The organism is Streptomyces sp. LMG1-1-1.1, assembly GCF_040815545.1.
In the GTDB taxonomy this organism is placed as follows: Bacteria; Actinomycetota; Actinomycetes; order Streptomycetales; family Streptomycetaceae; genus Streptomyces.
This window is the reverse complement of sequence record NZ_JBFPNH010000043.1, coordinates 106816-122613: the sequence shown is the minus strand read 5'-3', so window position 1 is coordinate 122613 and position 15798 is coordinate 106816. Positions and strand designations below refer to the sequence as shown.

General features: G+C 71.5%; 12 protein-coding genes. 5 read left to right on the top strand and 7 right to left on the bottom strand.

The genetic code is table 11. From position 1 onward, the window contains the following. Positions 1 to 244: 244 nt before the first annotated feature. Together MRBLMG1_RS24590 and MRBLMG1_RS24585 are read right to left on the bottom strand one after the other, a co-directional pair. On the bottom strand, positions 245 to 1081 hold the full coding sequence (locus tag MRBLMG1_RS24590; protein ID WP_367826489.1) for a DUF2182 domain-containing protein: 837 nt from the start codon (positions 1079 to 1081) through the stop codon (positions 245 to 247). 113 nt (positions 1082 to 1194) lie between these two features. Then, positions 1195 to 1632 (bottom strand): hypothetical protein, encoded by a 438-nt coding sequence (locus MRBLMG1_RS24585; protein ID WP_367826270.1) that lies wholly within the window; start codon positions 1630 to 1632, stop codon positions 1195 to 1197. Positions 1633 to 1783: 151 nt separating this feature from the next. Between MRBLMG1_RS24585 and MRBLMG1_RS24580 the strand changes: the two genes are divergently transcribed. Beyond that, positions 1784 to 4315 carry a tetratricopeptide repeat protein gene (locus tag MRBLMG1_RS24580; RefSeq protein WP_367826269.1) on the top strand — a complete coding sequence of 844 codons (2532 nt, stop codon included), beginning with the start codon at positions 1784 to 1786 and terminating at the stop codon, positions 4313 to 4315. A gap of 129 nt (positions 4316 to 4444) precedes the next feature. Here MRBLMG1_RS24580 and MRBLMG1_RS24575 read toward each other — a convergent pair whose 3' ends face one another. Further along, complete coding sequence (locus MRBLMG1_RS24575) at positions 4445 to 5152, bottom strand: TetR/AcrR family transcriptional regulator (RefSeq protein ID WP_367826268.1); 708 nt, start codon at positions 5150 to 5152, stop codon at positions 4445 to 4447. 118 nt (positions 5153 to 5270) lie between these two features. On the opposite strand from MRBLMG1_RS24575, the gene MRBLMG1_RS24570 reads away from it, so the two are divergent. Further along, complete coding sequence (locus MRBLMG1_RS24570) at positions 5271 to 6494, top strand: saccharopine dehydrogenase family protein (protein WP_367826267.1); 1224 nt, start codon at positions 5271 to 5273, stop codon at positions 6492 to 6494. 169 nt (positions 6495 to 6663) lie between these two features. Here MRBLMG1_RS24570 and MRBLMG1_RS24565 read toward each other — a convergent pair whose 3' ends face one another. Next, positions 6664 to 7563 carry an alpha/beta hydrolase gene (locus MRBLMG1_RS24565; RefSeq protein WP_367826266.1) on the bottom strand — a complete coding sequence of 300 codons (900 nt, stop codon included), beginning with the start codon at positions 7561 to 7563 and terminating at the stop codon, positions 6664 to 6666. Between the two features lie 309 nt (positions 7564 to 7872). Then, on the bottom strand, positions 7873 to 9987 hold the full coding sequence (locus MRBLMG1_RS24560; RefSeq protein ID WP_367826265.1) for a SpoIIE family protein phosphatase: 2115 nt from the start codon (positions 9985 to 9987) through the stop codon (positions 7873 to 7875). A gap of 370 nt (positions 9988 to 10357) precedes the next feature. On the opposite strand from MRBLMG1_RS24560, the gene MRBLMG1_RS24555 reads away from it, so the two are divergent. Further along, a complete protein-coding gene (locus MRBLMG1_RS24555; protein WP_367826264.1) occupies positions 10358 to 10630 on the top strand; it encodes a hypothetical protein in 273 nt (90 codons plus the stop codon). Positions 10631 to 10639: 9 nt separating this feature from the next. Here the strand turns inward: MRBLMG1_RS24555 and MRBLMG1_RS24550 are convergent, their stop codons facing one another. After that, positions 10640 to 12535 carry a hypothetical protein gene (locus MRBLMG1_RS24550; protein WP_367826263.1) on the bottom strand — a complete coding sequence of 632 codons (1896 nt, stop codon included), beginning with the start codon at positions 12533 to 12535 and terminating at the stop codon, positions 10640 to 10642. A gap of 240 nt (positions 12536 to 12775) precedes the next feature. Here MRBLMG1_RS24550 and MRBLMG1_RS24545 point away from each other — a divergent pair, with 240 nt between their 5' ends. Further along, the gene (locus tag MRBLMG1_RS24545; RefSeq protein WP_367826262.1) at positions 12776 to 13183 is read left to right on the top strand and encodes an isocitrate lyase/phosphoenolpyruvate mutase family protein; all 408 of its coding nucleotides are present in this window, start codon (positions 12776 to 12778) and stop codon (positions 13181 to 13183) included. Positions 13184 to 13293: 110 nt separating this feature from the next. On the opposite strand, the gene MRBLMG1_RS24540 is transcribed toward MRBLMG1_RS24545, so the two are convergent. Beyond that, the gene (locus tag MRBLMG1_RS24540; protein WP_367826261.1) at positions 13294 to 13923 is read right to left on the bottom strand and encodes a DUF6368 family protein; all 630 of its coding nucleotides are present in this window, start codon (positions 13921 to 13923) and stop codon (positions 13294 to 13296) included. Positions 13924 to 14361: 438 nt separating this feature from the next. Between MRBLMG1_RS24540 and MRBLMG1_RS24535 the strand changes: the two genes are divergently transcribed. After that, positions 14362 to 15657, top strand: a complete 1296-nt coding sequence (locus tag MRBLMG1_RS24535; protein WP_367826260.1) for an alpha/beta fold hydrolase — start codon at positions 14362 to 14364, stop codon at positions 15655 to 15657. Positions 15658 to 15798 lie beyond the last annotated feature (141 nt).

The following is a 15798-nucleotide window of genomic DNA, read 5'->3' as shown; positions in this document are numbered from 1 at the left end:
GCTTCCTCCAGCCGAGCCGAAAAAGCTCACTCGGAGTGACGAGACCGCGAGTCCGGAGCCCGCGCCCGGATCGGACGAACGGTCTCCCTTCCAGCTTGCACCTCCCAGCACGTTCGGGGAACCGGCTCGGGGAGGGCGATCGACACGTCTGTCCCGGGCGGGGGAGATCGCCATGGTCGTCGTCCAGCGCGAAGGAGCTCGCCACGGCTGCCCGAGAACGTGGGAGGTCACCCGTCGACGGACCTCACATGCCGTCCATCGACGGAACGGCATCCTGCAGCCCCGGCAGCATCCAGTCCTGAAACGGCGCGAGCACCGCCAGCACGAGGAAGGCGACGCCCACGACGGTGCTGAGCAGCACGCCCCTTGACCACAACTTCTCCACGAAGATCACCAACGCCAGACCCGCCATCGCCGCCACGTTCATGACGCCGAGCGGAACGAGCACGACCATCAGCCCGGCGCAGCAGCCGACACAGTACGCACCGTGATGGACACCCACCCGAAAGTCGCGGGCCGTGCGCCGGAACCCCGCGTAACGCACCAGATGACTCAGCGGGTCACGGCAATGCCGCAGGCAGACGTTCTTGAGGGGCCCGAGCTGGTACAACCCCGCCAGCAGAAACGCGGCCGCCCCGATCCATCGCCCGGCGGTGGGATGGTCCTCCACCAGGCCGCCGGTCCAGGCCAGCGCCGCGTACGCGAGCAGCCCGAACGCGGTCCACACCAGCAGATAACCGCCCACGAACCCGGCGGTACGGGCGGCCCGAATCCAGCCGGACGACCGCCGGCCGATCCCACGGACCCACGTGAGGGCCACCGGCGCCATCGACGGCAGCATCATCGCCGCCATCATCGTCACCCACAGCAACAAGAACAGCGGCAGCGCCATCCCCATGGTCCCGGGCTCCACCCCCATGTCCCGCGCCTGCCCGATCGTCAGCACCCACGCCGGCACCGCGATCAGAACGACGACCACCCAGGCGACCGCCAGGTCCCGCGCCGGCAACAACCCCCCACCGACTCCGGCCGGGGCGGCCGGCCTGGCGGATACGAACGCGGAAATCCTGCTGCGCAGCATCGTTGTGCCCTCCAGCGGCTGCTTCCAGAACAGCACACGCCGACTTGCGCCGCGAACCGAACCGAAGCGAACCCAGCCGGGCCGAGCCGAGCCGAGCGCACACGGTCTCCGGACTACGGGGTCTCCTCGTCCCGCACGTGGACCGGGCCGTCCTTCACGGTGGAGTGATCGTCGATCGTCCGGGACGCCTCCGCGTCACCCTGGGCCGTGGTGGGTGAATCGATCAGGGACGATCCGTCCGTCACCCGGATTTCCACCCCTGCTCCACGAGTCGCCGTGCCGCCGCTTCGTTCGGCCCGCGAGCTTCCTGTGACGTGCTCTTCGTACCGGGTCCGGTCGGTCGTCCGAGGAGCAGGGGTGGGAGTGGGCGTGGGAGCGGGGGTGCCGGACCGGCTCCAGTACTCAAGGGCGATGATGCCGAGCGCGCATACCGCCAGGCCGCTCACCAGCGGCCAGGTGATGCTCTGCGTCAGGGCGGTGGCGACGGCGCCGACCGCGGCTCCGGCCACGGTGGACAGGCCGGCTCGTGCGGCGGGTCCGAGTCGTGTCATCTGCTCTCCCCGTTTTCCGTGGACAGGCGGGTATTCGCTCGTCTGCCGCCAAGATAGAGGGGGCTGATGCCGGGTCGGAAGCGTCGAACATCGTTCAAGAGCCCGTCAGTTGACGCCAGGGGGTGGGATGAGCACGTACGGGGAGCCGACGATGGGGACGTTCACCGATCGTGTGGAGGCACTCGCGGCCGTAGAGGACCTGGCGCGGGGGCACTCGGGGTTGCGGGCCCTGGTCGTCTGGGGCGTTTCCGGGCAGGGGAAGACGACGCTGCTGTCCCATGTGCGGGCCACCGGCTGGGCCGGGGTGAAGTACGGGATGGCGCAGTTGAGCTTCCTGATCGATCCGACCGTGGCCGCCGGTGGGCATGGTCAGGGCCCCGACCTGGCGCGCGCGTTACTGGAGGCCATCGCGGAGGCCATCACCGAGTTGTGTCCGGCCGAGGTGCGCCGGACACTCATGCGCGACTACCGGGCCGAACAGGCGGATGCCCAGGCCCAGTGGCAGATCCGCATCGAGATGTCGGCGGCAAACGGCAGCCGCATCAGCAACAGCCCCGTCACGGCGGGCGGTCCGTCGCCGGCGATGTGGCACGCCCTGTACCGGCAGGCGCTGGTCGAAGGTCTGGCCGCACTCGCCGAGGGCGCCGCCGAGCATCCCGGCGTCGTCCTGATCGATACCAGTGAGCTGCTGCGTCTCGCGGACGAGGGAGCCCGACGGGATCCGGACGCGGGAGCCCCCGCGGGCGATCTGGACACCTGGTTCACCGCCACCGTGCTCAAGCGCCTGGTCGCCGAGCACCCCGGGCTGCGCTTCGTGGTGGCCGGCCGTGAGCCACTGGACCTGCCCGTGCCTCACGCCCGGGTCGAACTCACGGAGTGGCGGCCGGAGCACACGGCTTCCTTCCTCGAAGCCGGAGGTGTCCCGCGTGACCTGAGCGCCGCGGTGCACACGGCGTGCGGCGGCACGCCGGTATGGACGGCCATGACCGCGGACCTCATCCTGCGGGCCCGCCGTTCGGGACAGCCGATCACCGCCGACTGGCTGCGCGCGGCAGCGGCCGGGCAGCCCGCGGCCGGCTGGCTGCCCGCCAAGTACCTGGAGCGGCTGTCCGACGGCGACCAGCACCGACTGCTGCTGGCAGCCGTGCCCCGCACGCTCACCCACGAGCTGTTGCGCGACGTCTGCACGGACATCGACTGCACCGACAGCGATTTCCGCCGCCTCCGGCGGCACTCGTTCGTCCAGCAGACGCCCGCGGGAAGACTCCAGCTGCATCCCCTCGTGCGCTCGGCCATCACCGCCTATCTCCGCACCCAGTACCCGAACAGGTGGCGAGCGGCCCACCGCGCGGCAGCCGCCTACTTCGAGGCCGCGGGCTCACCCGCCGAGGTCGCCTACCACCGGTTCGCCGCCTCCGGCAGCGACAGCCACGAACTCACCGCGTGGTGGCACACGCAGGTCACAGCGGCCCTCGACGGCTACCGGCTGGACGAAGCCAACCTGCTGATCGACGCGGTGCGCGAGGCCGCACACGCCCCCCTCCCACCTCCTCTGCACGCCCACACCACCTACTTCCGAGGCCGTGTGGAGTACTTCTCGGACCACTACCCGGCGGCCGGGCGCCTACTGGACCGGGCACTGGGGCTCTACCAGGACCTGGACGACCCGCGCGGCCAGGCCGACACCCTGCGCTCCCTCGGCAACCTTGCCCGCATGCGCACCGACGACACGGCGGCCGGACGCCTGCTGGACCAGGCGCTCGCGCTGTACCGCGACCTGAACGATCGACGCGGTCAGGCCCACCTCCTCCGTTCGCTCGGCGACCTGGCGCGGGTTCGCGGCGACGATGCGCAGGCCGGGCGCCTGCTGGAGCAGGCGCTCGCGCTGTACCGCGACCTGTACGACCAGCGCGGTCAAGCCCACATCCTCCGGTCCCTGGGCAATTTGGCGCGGGTGCGCGACGACGATGCGGCAGCCAAGAGGCTGCTGAACGACGCACTCGGCTTGTACCGGGAGCTGGACGATCGGCGCGGTCAGGCCCACATTCTGTGGTCCCTGGGCAACTTGGCACGGATGCGCGACGACGACGCCACGGCCGGTCGCCTCCTGCATCAGGCCCTCGGGCTCTATCGGGACCTTGAGGACCGGCGCGGACAGGCCCACACCCTGTTCTCCCTCGGCGACCTGGCACGAGTACGCGACGATGATGCGGCGGCCCGGCGGCTGCTGGATCAGGCGCTGGCCCTGTACCGGGAGCTCGAGGATCGGCGCGGTCAGGCCCACACCCTCTTCTCCCTGGGCAACTTGGCGCGCACCCGCGGCGACGACGCGGTGGCTGGACGACTCCTGGATCAGGCGCTGGAGCTGTACCGGGACCTGAAGGACCGGCGCGGACAGGCCCACATCCTCTGGTCCCTGGGCAATCTGGCGCAGCGGCACGACGCCGACGATGCTGCGGCCGGGCGCCTGCTGGAGCAGGCCTTGGAGCTGTACCGGGAGCTGAACGACCGGCGCGGCCAGGCCGACATCCTGTGGTCCCTCGGCGACCTGGCGCGGGTACGCGGCGACGACGCTGTGGCCAGGAGGCTGCTGGAACGGGCATGGGGGCTGGCGTCGGCCGTGCTGCCGGAGTCCCACGGCTTGGTGATCGGGATCCGGCACTCGCTTGACGAGCTGTCGTGAGGGCGTCGTAAGGGCGACGCGCGGGGGAGGAGGCGTGGGCGAAGCGCGGGGGAGGAGGCGTGGGGGAAGCGCGGGGGACGGACGCTCGCCAACCTCCTCCAGCTCTCCCCCTTCCCCCTTCCCCCCGAGCTAGCCGCGCAGCGCGGTCAGCCGCGCCTCCGCTCTGTGCAGGAGCGTGTCCAGGACGACCGGGTAGGCGCTGTCGTTCATGCGGTCGGCCAGGAGGTGGGCGGTGGCGGCGATGTGAGGGTGGGTGTGGGGAGGGAGTCGGGCGTAGGTGGTGGTCCACATGTCCTCGTCGGCTGCTCTGACTTCGTCCTTGATGGCCAGGGCGCCGGCGTCGAGGGCGGCGAAGGCGAGGGCCAGGTCGATGAAGGCGTGGTAGATGCCGACGGCGTCGGGGTCGTCGAAGCCGGCGGTGCGCAGGATGCCGAGGATGGTTTCGTCGACTTCGATCTCGCGGGGGCGGCCGGTGACGCGGCTGGCGGTGAGGAGGGCGGCTTGGGGGTGGGCTAGGTACGAGGCGTGGATGGCCAGGCCGAGGGAGTGGAGGTCGGTGCGCCAGGTGCCGGTGGCGGTCCAGCTGTCGAGGGCGCGGCCCATCAGTTCCTCGCCGATGGCCCTGGTGAGGCCGTCGAGGCCGGCGAAGTACCGGTAGAGGGTGCTGGGGTCGGCGCCGAGAGCGGCGCCGAGCCGGCGGGCGCTGAGTCCGGCGGTGCCGTGCTCGCGCAGCATGCGCAGTGCCGTCTGCACGATGAGCTTCTCCGACAGGACGACCCCCTGCCGTGTGGGCCTTCGCCTGCGCCGTTCGGCTTCCGGAACCACCTTCTTGGGCATCGCTCCGCCGCCTCCCTGTCGCTTATGCCAACGCCGTAGACCTTAACGCGGGGCGTCGTGTTCCATCGGGACGTCCCCAGGCGCTCGCCGGGACCGTCTCGACGAAGGGGTGTGTGACATGCGTGTACTTCTGGTGGGTGCGGGCGGCGTCGGAACCGCCGTCACCCGTATCGCGGCCCGCCGCGACTTTCTGACGTGCATGGTCGTCGCCGACTACGACCTGTCCCGTGCGGAGGCCGCCGTGGCCGCGCTCGGCGACGCGGGTGACCGCTTCAGGGCCCGCCGCCTTGACGCCTCCGACGAGGAGGCGGTCCGCCGGGTCCTCGTCGAGGAGAACTGCGACGTGCTGCTGAACGCGACCGACCCCCGTTTCGTGATGCCGCTGTTCGACAGCGCCCTGGCCGCCGGCGTGCACTACGTCGACATGGCGATGTCGTTGTCCGTCCCGCACCCGACCGCTCCGTACGAACAGTGCGGCGTCAAGCTGGGTGACGAGCAGTTCGCCCGGGCCGAGGCCTGGGAGCGCGCCGACCGCCTCGCCCTCGTCGGGATGGGCGTGGAGCCCGGCCTCTCGGACGTCTTCGCCCGGTACGCCGCCGACGAACTCTTCGACGAGATCGACGAACTCGGCGTCCGCGACGGCGCGAACCTCACCGTCGAGGGATACGACTTCGCACCGTCCTTCAGCATCTGGACCACCATCGAGGAGTGCCTCAACCCGCCCGTCGTCTACGAGAAGGACCGCGGCTGGTTCACCACGGCCCCCTTCAGCGAACCCCAGGTCTTCGACTTCCCCGACGGCATCGGCCCGGTGGAATGCGTGAACGTGGAGCACGAGGAAGTCCTCCTCATGCCCCGCTGGCTCGACGCCCGCCGCGTCACCTTCAAGTACGGCCTCGGCGACGACTTCATCGCCAAGCTCAAGACCCTCCACGAGCTGGGCCTCGACGCCACGGCGAAGGTCACCGTCCCCGGCCCCGACGGTCCGGTCGCCGTCTCCCCGCGCGACGTCGTTGCTGCCTGTCTCCCCGACCCCGCCACGCTCGGCGACCGTATGAAGGGCAAGACCTGCGCGGGCACCTGGGTCAAGGGCACCAAGAACGGATCCCCGCGCGAGACGTACCTCTACCACGTCGTCGACAACGAATGGACGATGCGCGAGTACGGTTCCCAAGCCGTCGTCTGGCAGACCGCCCTCAACCCCGTGATCGCCTTGGAGCTGATCGCCGAGGAAACGTGGAAGGCGAACGGCGTCCTCGGCCCCGAGGCCCTCCCGCCGCAGCCCTTCCTCGACCTCCTCGGCGCCTACGGTGCCCCGTGGGGCCTGCGCGAGGAAATCTGACCCACCTGTCCGTCCGTCTGCCCGTCTGCCCGTCCGTCCGTCTGCCCGTCTGCCCGTCTGCCCGTCTGCGCGTCTGCCCGTCCGCCCGCTCGGCGTCAGTGCGCGGGCACCCCGGCCGGGGCCCGTCGCCGAACTCGGCGACGGGGCCGACCGGGGCGGTCGGAACGGTTCAGACGAGGGCGGCCAGCAGTTCCGCGAAGATCCGCGGCCTGCTGAAGTAGCCGACGTGCGAGGCGGCCAGGGTGCGCACGTCGAAGGGGTTGTCCGGCGTCACCGCGTCCGCGCGGCCGATCATGTAGTCCTGTACGGCCGGGGTGATGCCACGGTCCTCGGACAGGCGGACGTAGGTGTGCGGGACGCGGCCCCATCGCTCGGCCCTGATCACGGCCCCCGGCTCCAGCACCGAGTGGTTCTCGTCCGCGTCCAGGGAGTCGAGCAGCAGCCGGAACCGGTGATCGGTGGAGTCGGCCATGACGGCCGCCTTCAGTTCGGCGAACAGCGCCGGATCGCTGTGCGCCCGACGCCAGTTGAGCCGCACGACGCCGGGCTCGCTCACGCCCGGCACGGCGATCCGCGCCGCCACGGCGTCCAGCAGGTTGTCGTCCGCCACGTCCCAGGGATCCGTGAGCATGGCCGGGTCGCCGAGGCAGAGCGCGGAGACGTAGACCATCCGGTCGAGGAGTTCCGGAACGGCGTTGGCGACGGCGGTGATCGTCAGACCGCCGAGACTGTGGCCGACCAGCACTACCGGCCCCTCGTCGCCGAACCTCCGTACGGCATCCGTCACACGCCGCACGTTGTCCCGCAGCGTGACGCCGCTCATCGGCGAAGGTGCGGCGGCCAGTGCCGCGATGTCCTGGGGCTGCCGGTAGTAGGCGGCGGGACCGTCCGCCAGGTCGCCGTGGCCCGGCAGGTCGAGCGCGTACGAGCGACAGCCGAGCAGGGCCAGTTCGTTCTGCAACGGCCCCCAGGCTCGGGCGTTGCTGGAGCCGCCGTGCACGAGCACGAACGTGGTGGTGCACAGGGTGGAGAAGCGCATGGAGACGCGCATGGTGAGGAACCTCGTCATCCTGAGGCGAACGATGGACGTCGGGCCCGGGTGTCGACGACGGTCGACACCACGGTCAGCGCGTCGACCGGGTGCGGATTGCCTGGCGGTTGTGGATGACGGAACACATGGCGACGAGGATATCGGAAGGAGCCGGGCGGCGGGGCGGTTACGACGACGTCATGACGGACCCCCGGCAGAGCGGCAGCAGAGGCTGCCCATCGCAATCACGCGCACCCGTTCCCCCCGTCAGTGGCGGCCTCAAGCCGCCCGTGCGTCAGCCTCAAGCCGCCCGTGCGTCGGCCACGCGGAGGGCGACGGCCCGTGGGGTCAGGGCCGCCGTGCCTGGGGCGCCTCCCAGGGGTGGGTCTCGGCGAGGAGGAGGGCGACGTCGTCGGGGTCGTCGGGGCTGCGCATGGCGTCGACGAGGCGGGAGCAGGTGGAGTCGAGGAGGGGGCCGGCGGAGCCCCAGGTGTCGAGCAGGGTGGCGAGGCGGTCGTCGATCGAGTCGGTGCGGGTTTCGACGAGGCCGTCGGTGTACAGCAAGATCTGGTCGCCGGGGTGGAGGGGGATCGTCACGGTGTCGAAGGTGACGCCGCCGACGCCGAGCGGGGCACCGGAGGGGACGGGAAGGAGCTCGGGTTTGTGCCCGGTGCGGGTGATGACAGGGGGGAGGTGACCGGCGTTGGCGATGTGGCAGTGGCCGGTGCGGGGGTCGTAGACGGCGTAGAGGCAGGTGGCGATGTAGTGCTCCAGGCCGCGGGTGAGCTGGTCGAGGTGGCGGAGGATTTCGTCGGGGGCCAGGTCGAGGGTGGCGTAGGCGCGGGCGGCGGTGCACAGCTGGCCCATGGTGGCGGCGGCGTCGATGCCGTTGCCCATGACGTCGCCGATGACGAGGGCGGTCTTGTCGTCGGCCAGCGCGATGACGTCGTACCAGTCGCCGCCCACCTCGTTGGCCGCCTGCGCCGGTTGGTAGAGGGACGCGATCTTCAGGCCGGGGCGTTGCGGCGGGGCGGGCGGCAGAAGGCTGCGCTGGAGCGTTTCCGCGGCGGTGCGCACGTTCTGGTGCCAGCGGGCGTTGGCGATGGCGATGGCGGCCCGACCCGCGAGTTCGCGGGCGAGCAGGACGTCGTCCGCGTCGAAAGGCTCCGGGTTGGTGACACGCAGCAGGTCGAAGGCGCCGAGGATCTCGTCGCGTGCGATCAGCGGAACCGCGAGATAGGAGTGTGCGCCGGCGCGAGCGAGGGTCGCGGCGGCCTGCGGGTCACGGGCGATGCGTCGCAGGTCCCGCTCGTCGCAGTGGGTCACCAGGACGGGCCGGCCGGTCCGTATGCACTGGGTGATCAGCCGGTCCGGGCCGTACGCGGCGATCTCGCCGACCGGGTCGGCGGCGCCGGTGACACCGTCGGGGATCACGGAGGCGACGGCGAGCGCCCGGAACAGCTCCGGCCCCTCCCTGCGGGGTGCCGGCGGTCGTCCGGACAGGACAGAGTCCAGGATGTCGACCGCGGCCATGTCCGCCAGGTCGGGCACGGCGACGTCGACGAGTTCCCGAGCCGTCTGCTCCATTCCGAGGGTCGTCCCCACGCGGGCCGACGCGTCCGCGATCAGCGCCAGCCGCCGCCGGGCCCGCTCCGCCTCGGCGGCCGCCAGATGCCGCTCGGTGACGTCGACGACCGACGACGCCACCCCGACCACCCGCCCACCGGGCCCCTGGACCTGGTAGTAGGACACGGACCAGGCGTGATCATGATCCGGGTCGGCCCTCGTACGACTGACGACGTACTGGTCGATCAGCGGTTCACCCGTCGCCAGCACCTGCCGCAGCGCCGACTCGACCGACTCGACGTCCTTGTTCGGGTGGATGTCGCGGGGCCTGCGGCCGATGTGCTCGGCCGCCGAGACCCCGTTGATCCGCTCCAGCGCGCCGTTGACCAACCGGTAGCGAAGATCGGTGTCCAGCAGCGCGAACCCCACCGGCGCCTGCGACACCAGCTGCTCCGACAGTGCCAGCCGCTCCTCCACACGGTGCAGCGTCGACTGGTCGACCGCGATCCCCAACGCGTACACGTCACCCAGGTCGTCGAGCAACCGCACGTTGCGGAACTCCACGGACCGCTTCGTCCCGTCCCTCCGCCGCACGGGGAACACCCCCGCCCAGCTCTGCCCCGTCTCCATCACCCCCGCGAACAGCTCCAACGCCCGATGCCGGTCCTCCTTGCTCAGCAGCAACCGCGCCGCGTGCTGCCCCAGCGCCTCCTCCGCCGTATGCCCGAACGTCTCCGTGGCCTGAGGACTCCAGAACACGATCCGCCCACCCGTGTCCACCACCACCGCCGCGACGTTCAGGAAATCCAGCAGACTCCCCGCCGTCTTCCATCCCGCACCGATCCCGACCTCCGCGGCACCGGAGCCGCCGCTATCGGGCGGTGCGTCCTCACCCATCGCCCCTCTCCCTCCACCCACCGACCATCCACCACATCGCCCCTACGGGACGCTCCCCTCCATGCTGCGCCCCCATCCCACCCCCGAGCATCCCGAACCAACCCACACCAGCCCGCCCCAGCCGACCCACCCCCGGTCGCCCGCCCCACAAAAGAGCCTCGCTCAGTCGGCCCACCCTGGTGACAGTCGGTGATGTCCCGACGGTCAGGCCGTCACGGACCTCTCCCCCCACCTGCTACCGGCGATGCAGGCGGACCATACGGATTCGGATGCCGAACGCCGGTGGCTGGCGTGGCGGCAGGACCCGCTCCCCGACCACCGCACCTGGTACGCGCTCGGCAGCGGGGGAGGGCACGACGGACGCGCACGAGTGGATGCCGCCGCGATCGAGTCGTTCCGCACCCTCACCGCACCAGGTCGTCATGTCGACGACGTGTGCGGCGGGATGTCGGACCCTTCCTTCCACGTGTTGGAGGACGGCTCAGAGGCACGGGTGGCCCGGGTTTCAGGGGCGCAGGGTCGGGGTGACGCGTCACAGGTGGCGGGGGAGGTCGCCTTCTTCGAAGGCGGGGACGTCGTCGAGGGAGTCGACGAGGGCGCGGTCGAAGAAGTGGACGGCGCTCGCCGCGTGCTTCTCCCGTGACCGCCGACGTCACGTGCCGCCGCCCCGGGAGCACGCCCCGCAGCCGGATCGGCGGCCCCGACGGATGTCGGGCAAGGTGACCGTGGCCTCCGCTCCGCATGCGCAGCGGCAGGGCCAGCTGTCGGTGGTCTTGCCCGGATAGGTCTCCAGCGGCTCGAAGCCGGCGGCGCGGACCTCGGTGGCGGCTTTCGACGGGTCGGTCCTGCCGCCGGTGCGGGGGCACTTCTTGCAGCCTGTCGTTCCCGCTCGGATGAAGGAGAGCCGGATGGTCACCTCGTTGCCGCAGGAGCAGCGGCAGTTCCAGGGGGCGGTGGCCAGGCCGGGGTACGGTTCCAGGGGTTCGAAGCCGGCCTTGCGTGCGTCGGCTGCGGCGCGCTCGGCGTTCGACGATGTGGAGCTGCAGAACCGGCAGCGGCTCCGGCCGCCGTTCACGTTGGAGTACGTCGGGGTGCTCTCGCGACCGCAGGTGGTGCAGCGGCAGTGCCAGGGGGTCTGGCTGCTGCGGTACGGCTCAAGCGGCTCGAACCCTGCGGCTCGCATCACCTCACCGGCCCTGGGCGCGGTAGCGGCCGCACGCTTGGCCTGGGCGTTTCTGACCCGGCAGATGCGGCAGCCCTGGCCGGCGTTGCGTACGGCATTGAAGGTGGGGCGGCCTTCGTGCCCGCACGTGGTGCACCGTGAGGGCCAGGTCGCGTTCGTGCGGCCCGGGTAGGGCACGAGCGGCTCGTACCCGCGGGCGCGCATCTCGTCGGCGGCGGCTTCGGCGTCGAAGAGGAACGCGGCGCGGGGCCGGTCGCCGTCCCTGGGGGAGTAGGCGTCGGGGGCGCGACGGGACTCCTCTTCGACCATGGCCCACACCTCGGCCGCGCTCACCCGTTCGGCGGCGCAGGTCTCGCTCCAGCCGTTCGGCATGACCTCCTTGGTGAGGAAGGGGCACAGCTTGTCGCCACGCAGCCGCTCCAGCACGGCCTGCTCGACGTCGAAAGCAGCGGCCCCGGTGGGGTACTCGCGAGCCCTGTACAGCTCCCACCCGTGGCGCTCGTGCTGGACGAGACGGGAGGTGTAGCCCGTACAGGCACCGATTCCGACCTTGACCGCCCCCCACTCCCGATGGGTGATCACGTACAGCTTCGCCGCCCCGGCGAGGTCGATCCCGTGCGTCGCGCACATCCGGCAGCCCTTGCCGGTCCGGACACCGGTAAGCCGTAGGTGGACCTCGTGCCCGGACGAGCAGCGACACAGCCACCGCTTGTCACTGCCGGGATACGGCTCCAGCGGCTCGAACCCCGCCGCCCGCATCTCCGCCGCGCACACCTCGGGGTCGAGCGGAGCGCTTCCCGCGCAGTGGCGGCAGCCGTACCCCCGCCCCTTCACCCCGGAGTACATCGGCCTCGACTCCTTCCCGCACACGGTGCAGCGGCAGAGCCAACCCACCGACGCCCCGGGATACGGCTCCACAGGTTCGAACCCGTGTGCCCGCATCAGGGCACCGGCCTCGTCGGGGTCGACCCGCCGGGCCGCACCCCGCCGCTTGTACCCCTCCGCGCGGCACACGAGGCACGGCTCGTATCCGCTCCGCACGCTCGACGCCTTCACCCGCACGACCTCGCCGCAGACGGAGTGGCGGCAGCTCCACGGAGTCGAGGCGGAGACGTAGCCCTCCAGCGGCTCGTACCCGGCCGTCCGCATCATCGCCTCCGCCTGCTCGGCGTTGGCCCTGCGCTTCTGCTCCCCGCCCGCCTTGCGGTTGCAGGTGGCGCACCCCGACGTGGCCCCCTCCTTGATCAGGTTGCGGATCGTCGAGAGACGTCGCGTGCCGACGCCCCCGCACGCGGTGCAGCGACACCGCCACGGCGACTGACTGTTGACGTACGGATCCAACGGTTCGAGACCGACTGACCGCATGTCCGCCGCAGCCCCCTCGGCCCGCCCGGCCCCCTCTGCCTCCCCGGCCCCCTCCGCCTGCCGCGCACGCGCCGGCGGCTCGAACGCCCGAGGCCGCACCTCGTGATCAGGATCGTCATAGGTCACGACCAGGCCCCCGGCCACTCGGCGATGTTCCGTTCCCCGACCGGCCGACCCTACGTGACGTTGGTGTCGGATTCCTGCCAGACGCCGGGCAGACGCCCTTGGTTGGCTGACGGCATGGTCTCCACGCACACGGACAAAGCCCGGCTCTTCCGCTCCCTCCACGACGCCGCGCGCCCCCTGGCCCTCGCCAACGCCTGGGACGTGGCCAGCGCGCGTGTCATCGAGGCCGCCGGAGCCGACGGCATCTTCGTCCCCGGCGTCACCGACCCCGCCACCGTCACGGAACTCGCCACGGCCATCCCCGTACCCCTCAACATCATGGCTGTCCCCGGCGCACCGGACCTCGCCGCACTCGGGCGCCTGGGCGTCGCCCGCGTCAGCGTCGGCGCAGGCCTCGCCCAGACCGCCTACACCGCCACCCACCGCGCCGCCCGGGCCCTGTACGACACGGGCGACTACCACCCGCTCGCCGACGTCATCCCCTTCCCCGAGCTCGACGGGATGTTCCCCGGCACCAGCTGACCCACGACGGCATCCGCCGCCGCGGCCGACCCACGCGCGGCGTGCGATCAGGCGACATGACGCACGCTCCCGTTCGCGGCAGGACCACCCCCGCCGCAGCTCTGTCCGGCCTACTTCACCAGCCGGAAGGCGGGGTGCCCGACCCAGGCCCGCAGGAACTCCGACGTTCCCAGGGCCATCCAGTCGTCCACGATCCCCAGCACCCCCGGAAGGCCGCCGACGACCGCCGCCTGTCCGTCCAGCAGCTCGACCTCGGCCACACCCCCGATGACGTCCATGACGGCGGCGGTCAGCAGGGCCGTGGCCACGTGATCGATGTCGCGGTTGCAGCAGGCGCTGACATTGACGGCATGCGTCGGAGTGAACCCGAGGACGGCCTCCACCTCGGGTTCGTCCGCGTGCTCAGCCCTGAAGGTCTCCTCATCGCCGACATCCGGTCCCATCAAGTAGACGAGAAAAGGCCGCCGCCAGTCCTCGCGCCGCGGATCGAACCCCGCGAGGGCCGCGAGCTCCTCGTCCGCGGAAGCACCACCGAGGAGCGGAATCGGGAGCGCCTTCCGCCAGTCCCCGTCCCGCCCGTCCTGGACCCCCAGTCGCTCCGCGGGCACATGCACATCGAAGGACCCCGGCCGTTCCTCGCCGAAGTTGCAGGAGAGGTCCACCATCAGCGCCCGGAACTCCCGCAGCGCAGCCGGGGAGGGAGGCTCCGCCAAATCGATCACCAACGTCGGACCAGACATACCGGGAGCTTAGTTCGATCCGCTCCGCGACCGCTCGAACAATTCCCGCGCCGACTCCGGCAGGTCCGGGAGCCGGGGGCCTTTCAGGGGTGACCCTGCCCCTGTTTCGGGGATCCCCCGGAGGACGCGGGGTTGTCCGCCGACCTAGCGTGCAAGCATGGCAACTTCCCGACACATCAAGGCATTAGCGGCATACGTGGCAGTGCTCGCCGCGACCACGACCGCGACAACCCCACGACCGCGACAACCACCGCGACCGCGGCAACCACCGCGACCGCGGCAACGACCGCCACGGCAACGACCACCGCTCCCGCAACGACCAACACCCCCGCAGCGACCGCAGCCGACGCGCCGATCGGCGCCCGCTCAGACCCACTGGCCCGCTTCCGCGCCCAACACGTCTACTGGCACGCATGCGCCCTCGGGGCCGGCGACGAGATGGGCAAGGCGCTGGACGGGGCGGGCGCCGCCTGCGCCGACATCACCGTGCCGCTCGACTACGCCGACCCCGGCGGTCGTAGCCTCACCGTCGCCATATCGCGGCTGAAGGCCACGGACACCGCCCACCGCATCGGCGCGCTGCTCCTCAACGACGGCGGGCCGGCCGGTCCCAGCCTCCACATGCCGCTGACCAAGTCGCAGGTGATGGGGGACGTCGCCGGCCGGTACGACCTGATCGGCATGGACCCGCGGTTCGTCGGCCGGAGCACTCCACTGGACTGCGGCTGGGACATCGGCTCCGCCCTCGTCCGCTCCGCGGGTGCCGACCGGGCGGCGTACCGCGAGGAGGTCGCCCTCGCGCGCGAACTGGCCGCGCGGTGCAAGCGCGCGCAGGGCGACGTGCTGCCGTACGTCACCACCCGCAACACCGCCCGCGACATGGACGTCATCCGCGGCGCCCTCGGCGAGAACGCCCTCTCCTACCTCGGCTACTCCTACGGCAGCTACCTCGGACAGGTGTACACGCAGCTCCTCTCCGGCCGCACCGATCGCATGGTGCTCGACGGGGTCAACACCGCTGCGCACTACAGCCAGACCCTGCTGCGCGGCGCCGAGGCGGCCAACGAGGCCGCCCAGCGCGCGTGGGCGTCCTGGGCTGCCGCACGGCATGCCACGTACGGCCTGGGCGCCACGCGTGGCGAGGTCCTGGCGACGGTGCGGCACATCCTCGATGCCGCCGAGCAAGAGCCGCTGAGGATCGGGGCGAAGTACCGCCTGGACGAGCACGTACTGCCCGCCTTCCTCGTCGGCGGCCTCGGCAGCGACCTCGACCAGCGGCGCACCGATCTTGCCGAGACCGTGAGCCTCCTGGCGCGCGCCGCGACCCGCGAACCGGTCGAGCCGTCGGAAGCCCTCGCCGGTCAAATGGAGTTCCTCCTCACCGGTGCGGGATCGGCCCCCTCCAGCCAGATGACCGCGATCATCTGCGGCGACGTGGCCGAACGACGCGGCGTCGGCACCTACTGGCGCGCGGTCGAGAAGTCGCGCGACCGCTACCCCCTCGCCGGTCCCCTGGCCAACAACATCACCCCGTGCGAGTTCTGGGACCGGCCCGCCGCAGCCCCGACCGTGCTCACCAACGACGTCCCGGCCCTGCTCGTCAACGCCACCGAAGACCCCCGCACGCTCTACTCCGGCGCCCGCGCCATGCGCAAGCAGTGGCCGAGCTCCCGACTTCTCACCGTCGAGGGCGCCCGCCAGCACGGCCTGTACGGCGAGTACGGGAACGCCTGAGTCGACGACCGCGTCAACGCCTACCTGCGCACCGGACGGCTCCCCACGCACGACCAGACCTGCCAGGCGTAGTTCCGGCAGCGTCTGTCGGCGGTGCCCGGCGGTGCCCGGCGGTGCCCGGCGGTGCCCGGCGGCGCCCGG

Coding starts and splice junctions, on each gene's coding strand:
- MRBLMG1_RS24590 (WP_367826489.1), bottom strand. CDS start 1,081: ATGCTGCGCAGCAGGATTTCCGCGTTCGTATCCGCCAGGCCGGCCGCC.
- MRBLMG1_RS24585 (WP_367826270.1), bottom strand. CDS start 1,632: ATGACACGACTCGGACCCGCCGCACGAGCCGGCCTGTCCACCGTGGCC.
- MRBLMG1_RS24580 (WP_367826269.1), top strand. CDS start 1,784: ATGGGGACGTTCACCGATCGTGTGGAGGCACTCGCGGCCGTAGAGGAC.
- MRBLMG1_RS24575 (WP_367826268.1), bottom strand. CDS start 5,152: ATGCCCAAGAAGGTGGTTCCGGAAGCCGAACGGCGCAGGCGAAGGCCC.
- MRBLMG1_RS24570 (WP_367826267.1), top strand. CDS start 5,271: ATGCGTGTACTTCTGGTGGGTGCGGGCGGCGTCGGAACCGCCGTCACC.
- MRBLMG1_RS24565 (WP_367826266.1), bottom strand. CDS start 7,563: ATGACGAGGTTCCTCACCATGCGCGTCTCCATGCGCTTCTCCACCCTG.
- MRBLMG1_RS24560 (WP_367826265.1), bottom strand. CDS start 9,987: ATGGGTGAGGACGCACCGCCCGATAGCGGCGGCTCCGGTGCCGCGGAG.
- MRBLMG1_RS24550 (WP_367826263.1), bottom strand. CDS start 12,535: ATGCGGTCAGTCGGTCTCGAACCGTTGGATCCGTACGTCAACAGTCAG.
- MRBLMG1_RS24545 (WP_367826262.1), top strand. CDS start 12,776: ATGGTCTCCACGCACACGGACAAAGCCCGGCTCTTCCGCTCCCTCCAC.
- MRBLMG1_RS24540 (WP_367826261.1), bottom strand. CDS start 13,923: ATGTCTGGTCCGACGTTGGTGATCGATTTGGCGGAGCCTCCCTCCCCG.
- MRBLMG1_RS24535 (WP_367826260.1), top strand. CDS start 14,362: ATGGGCAAGGCGCTGGACGGGGCGGGCGCCGCCTGCGCCGACATCACC.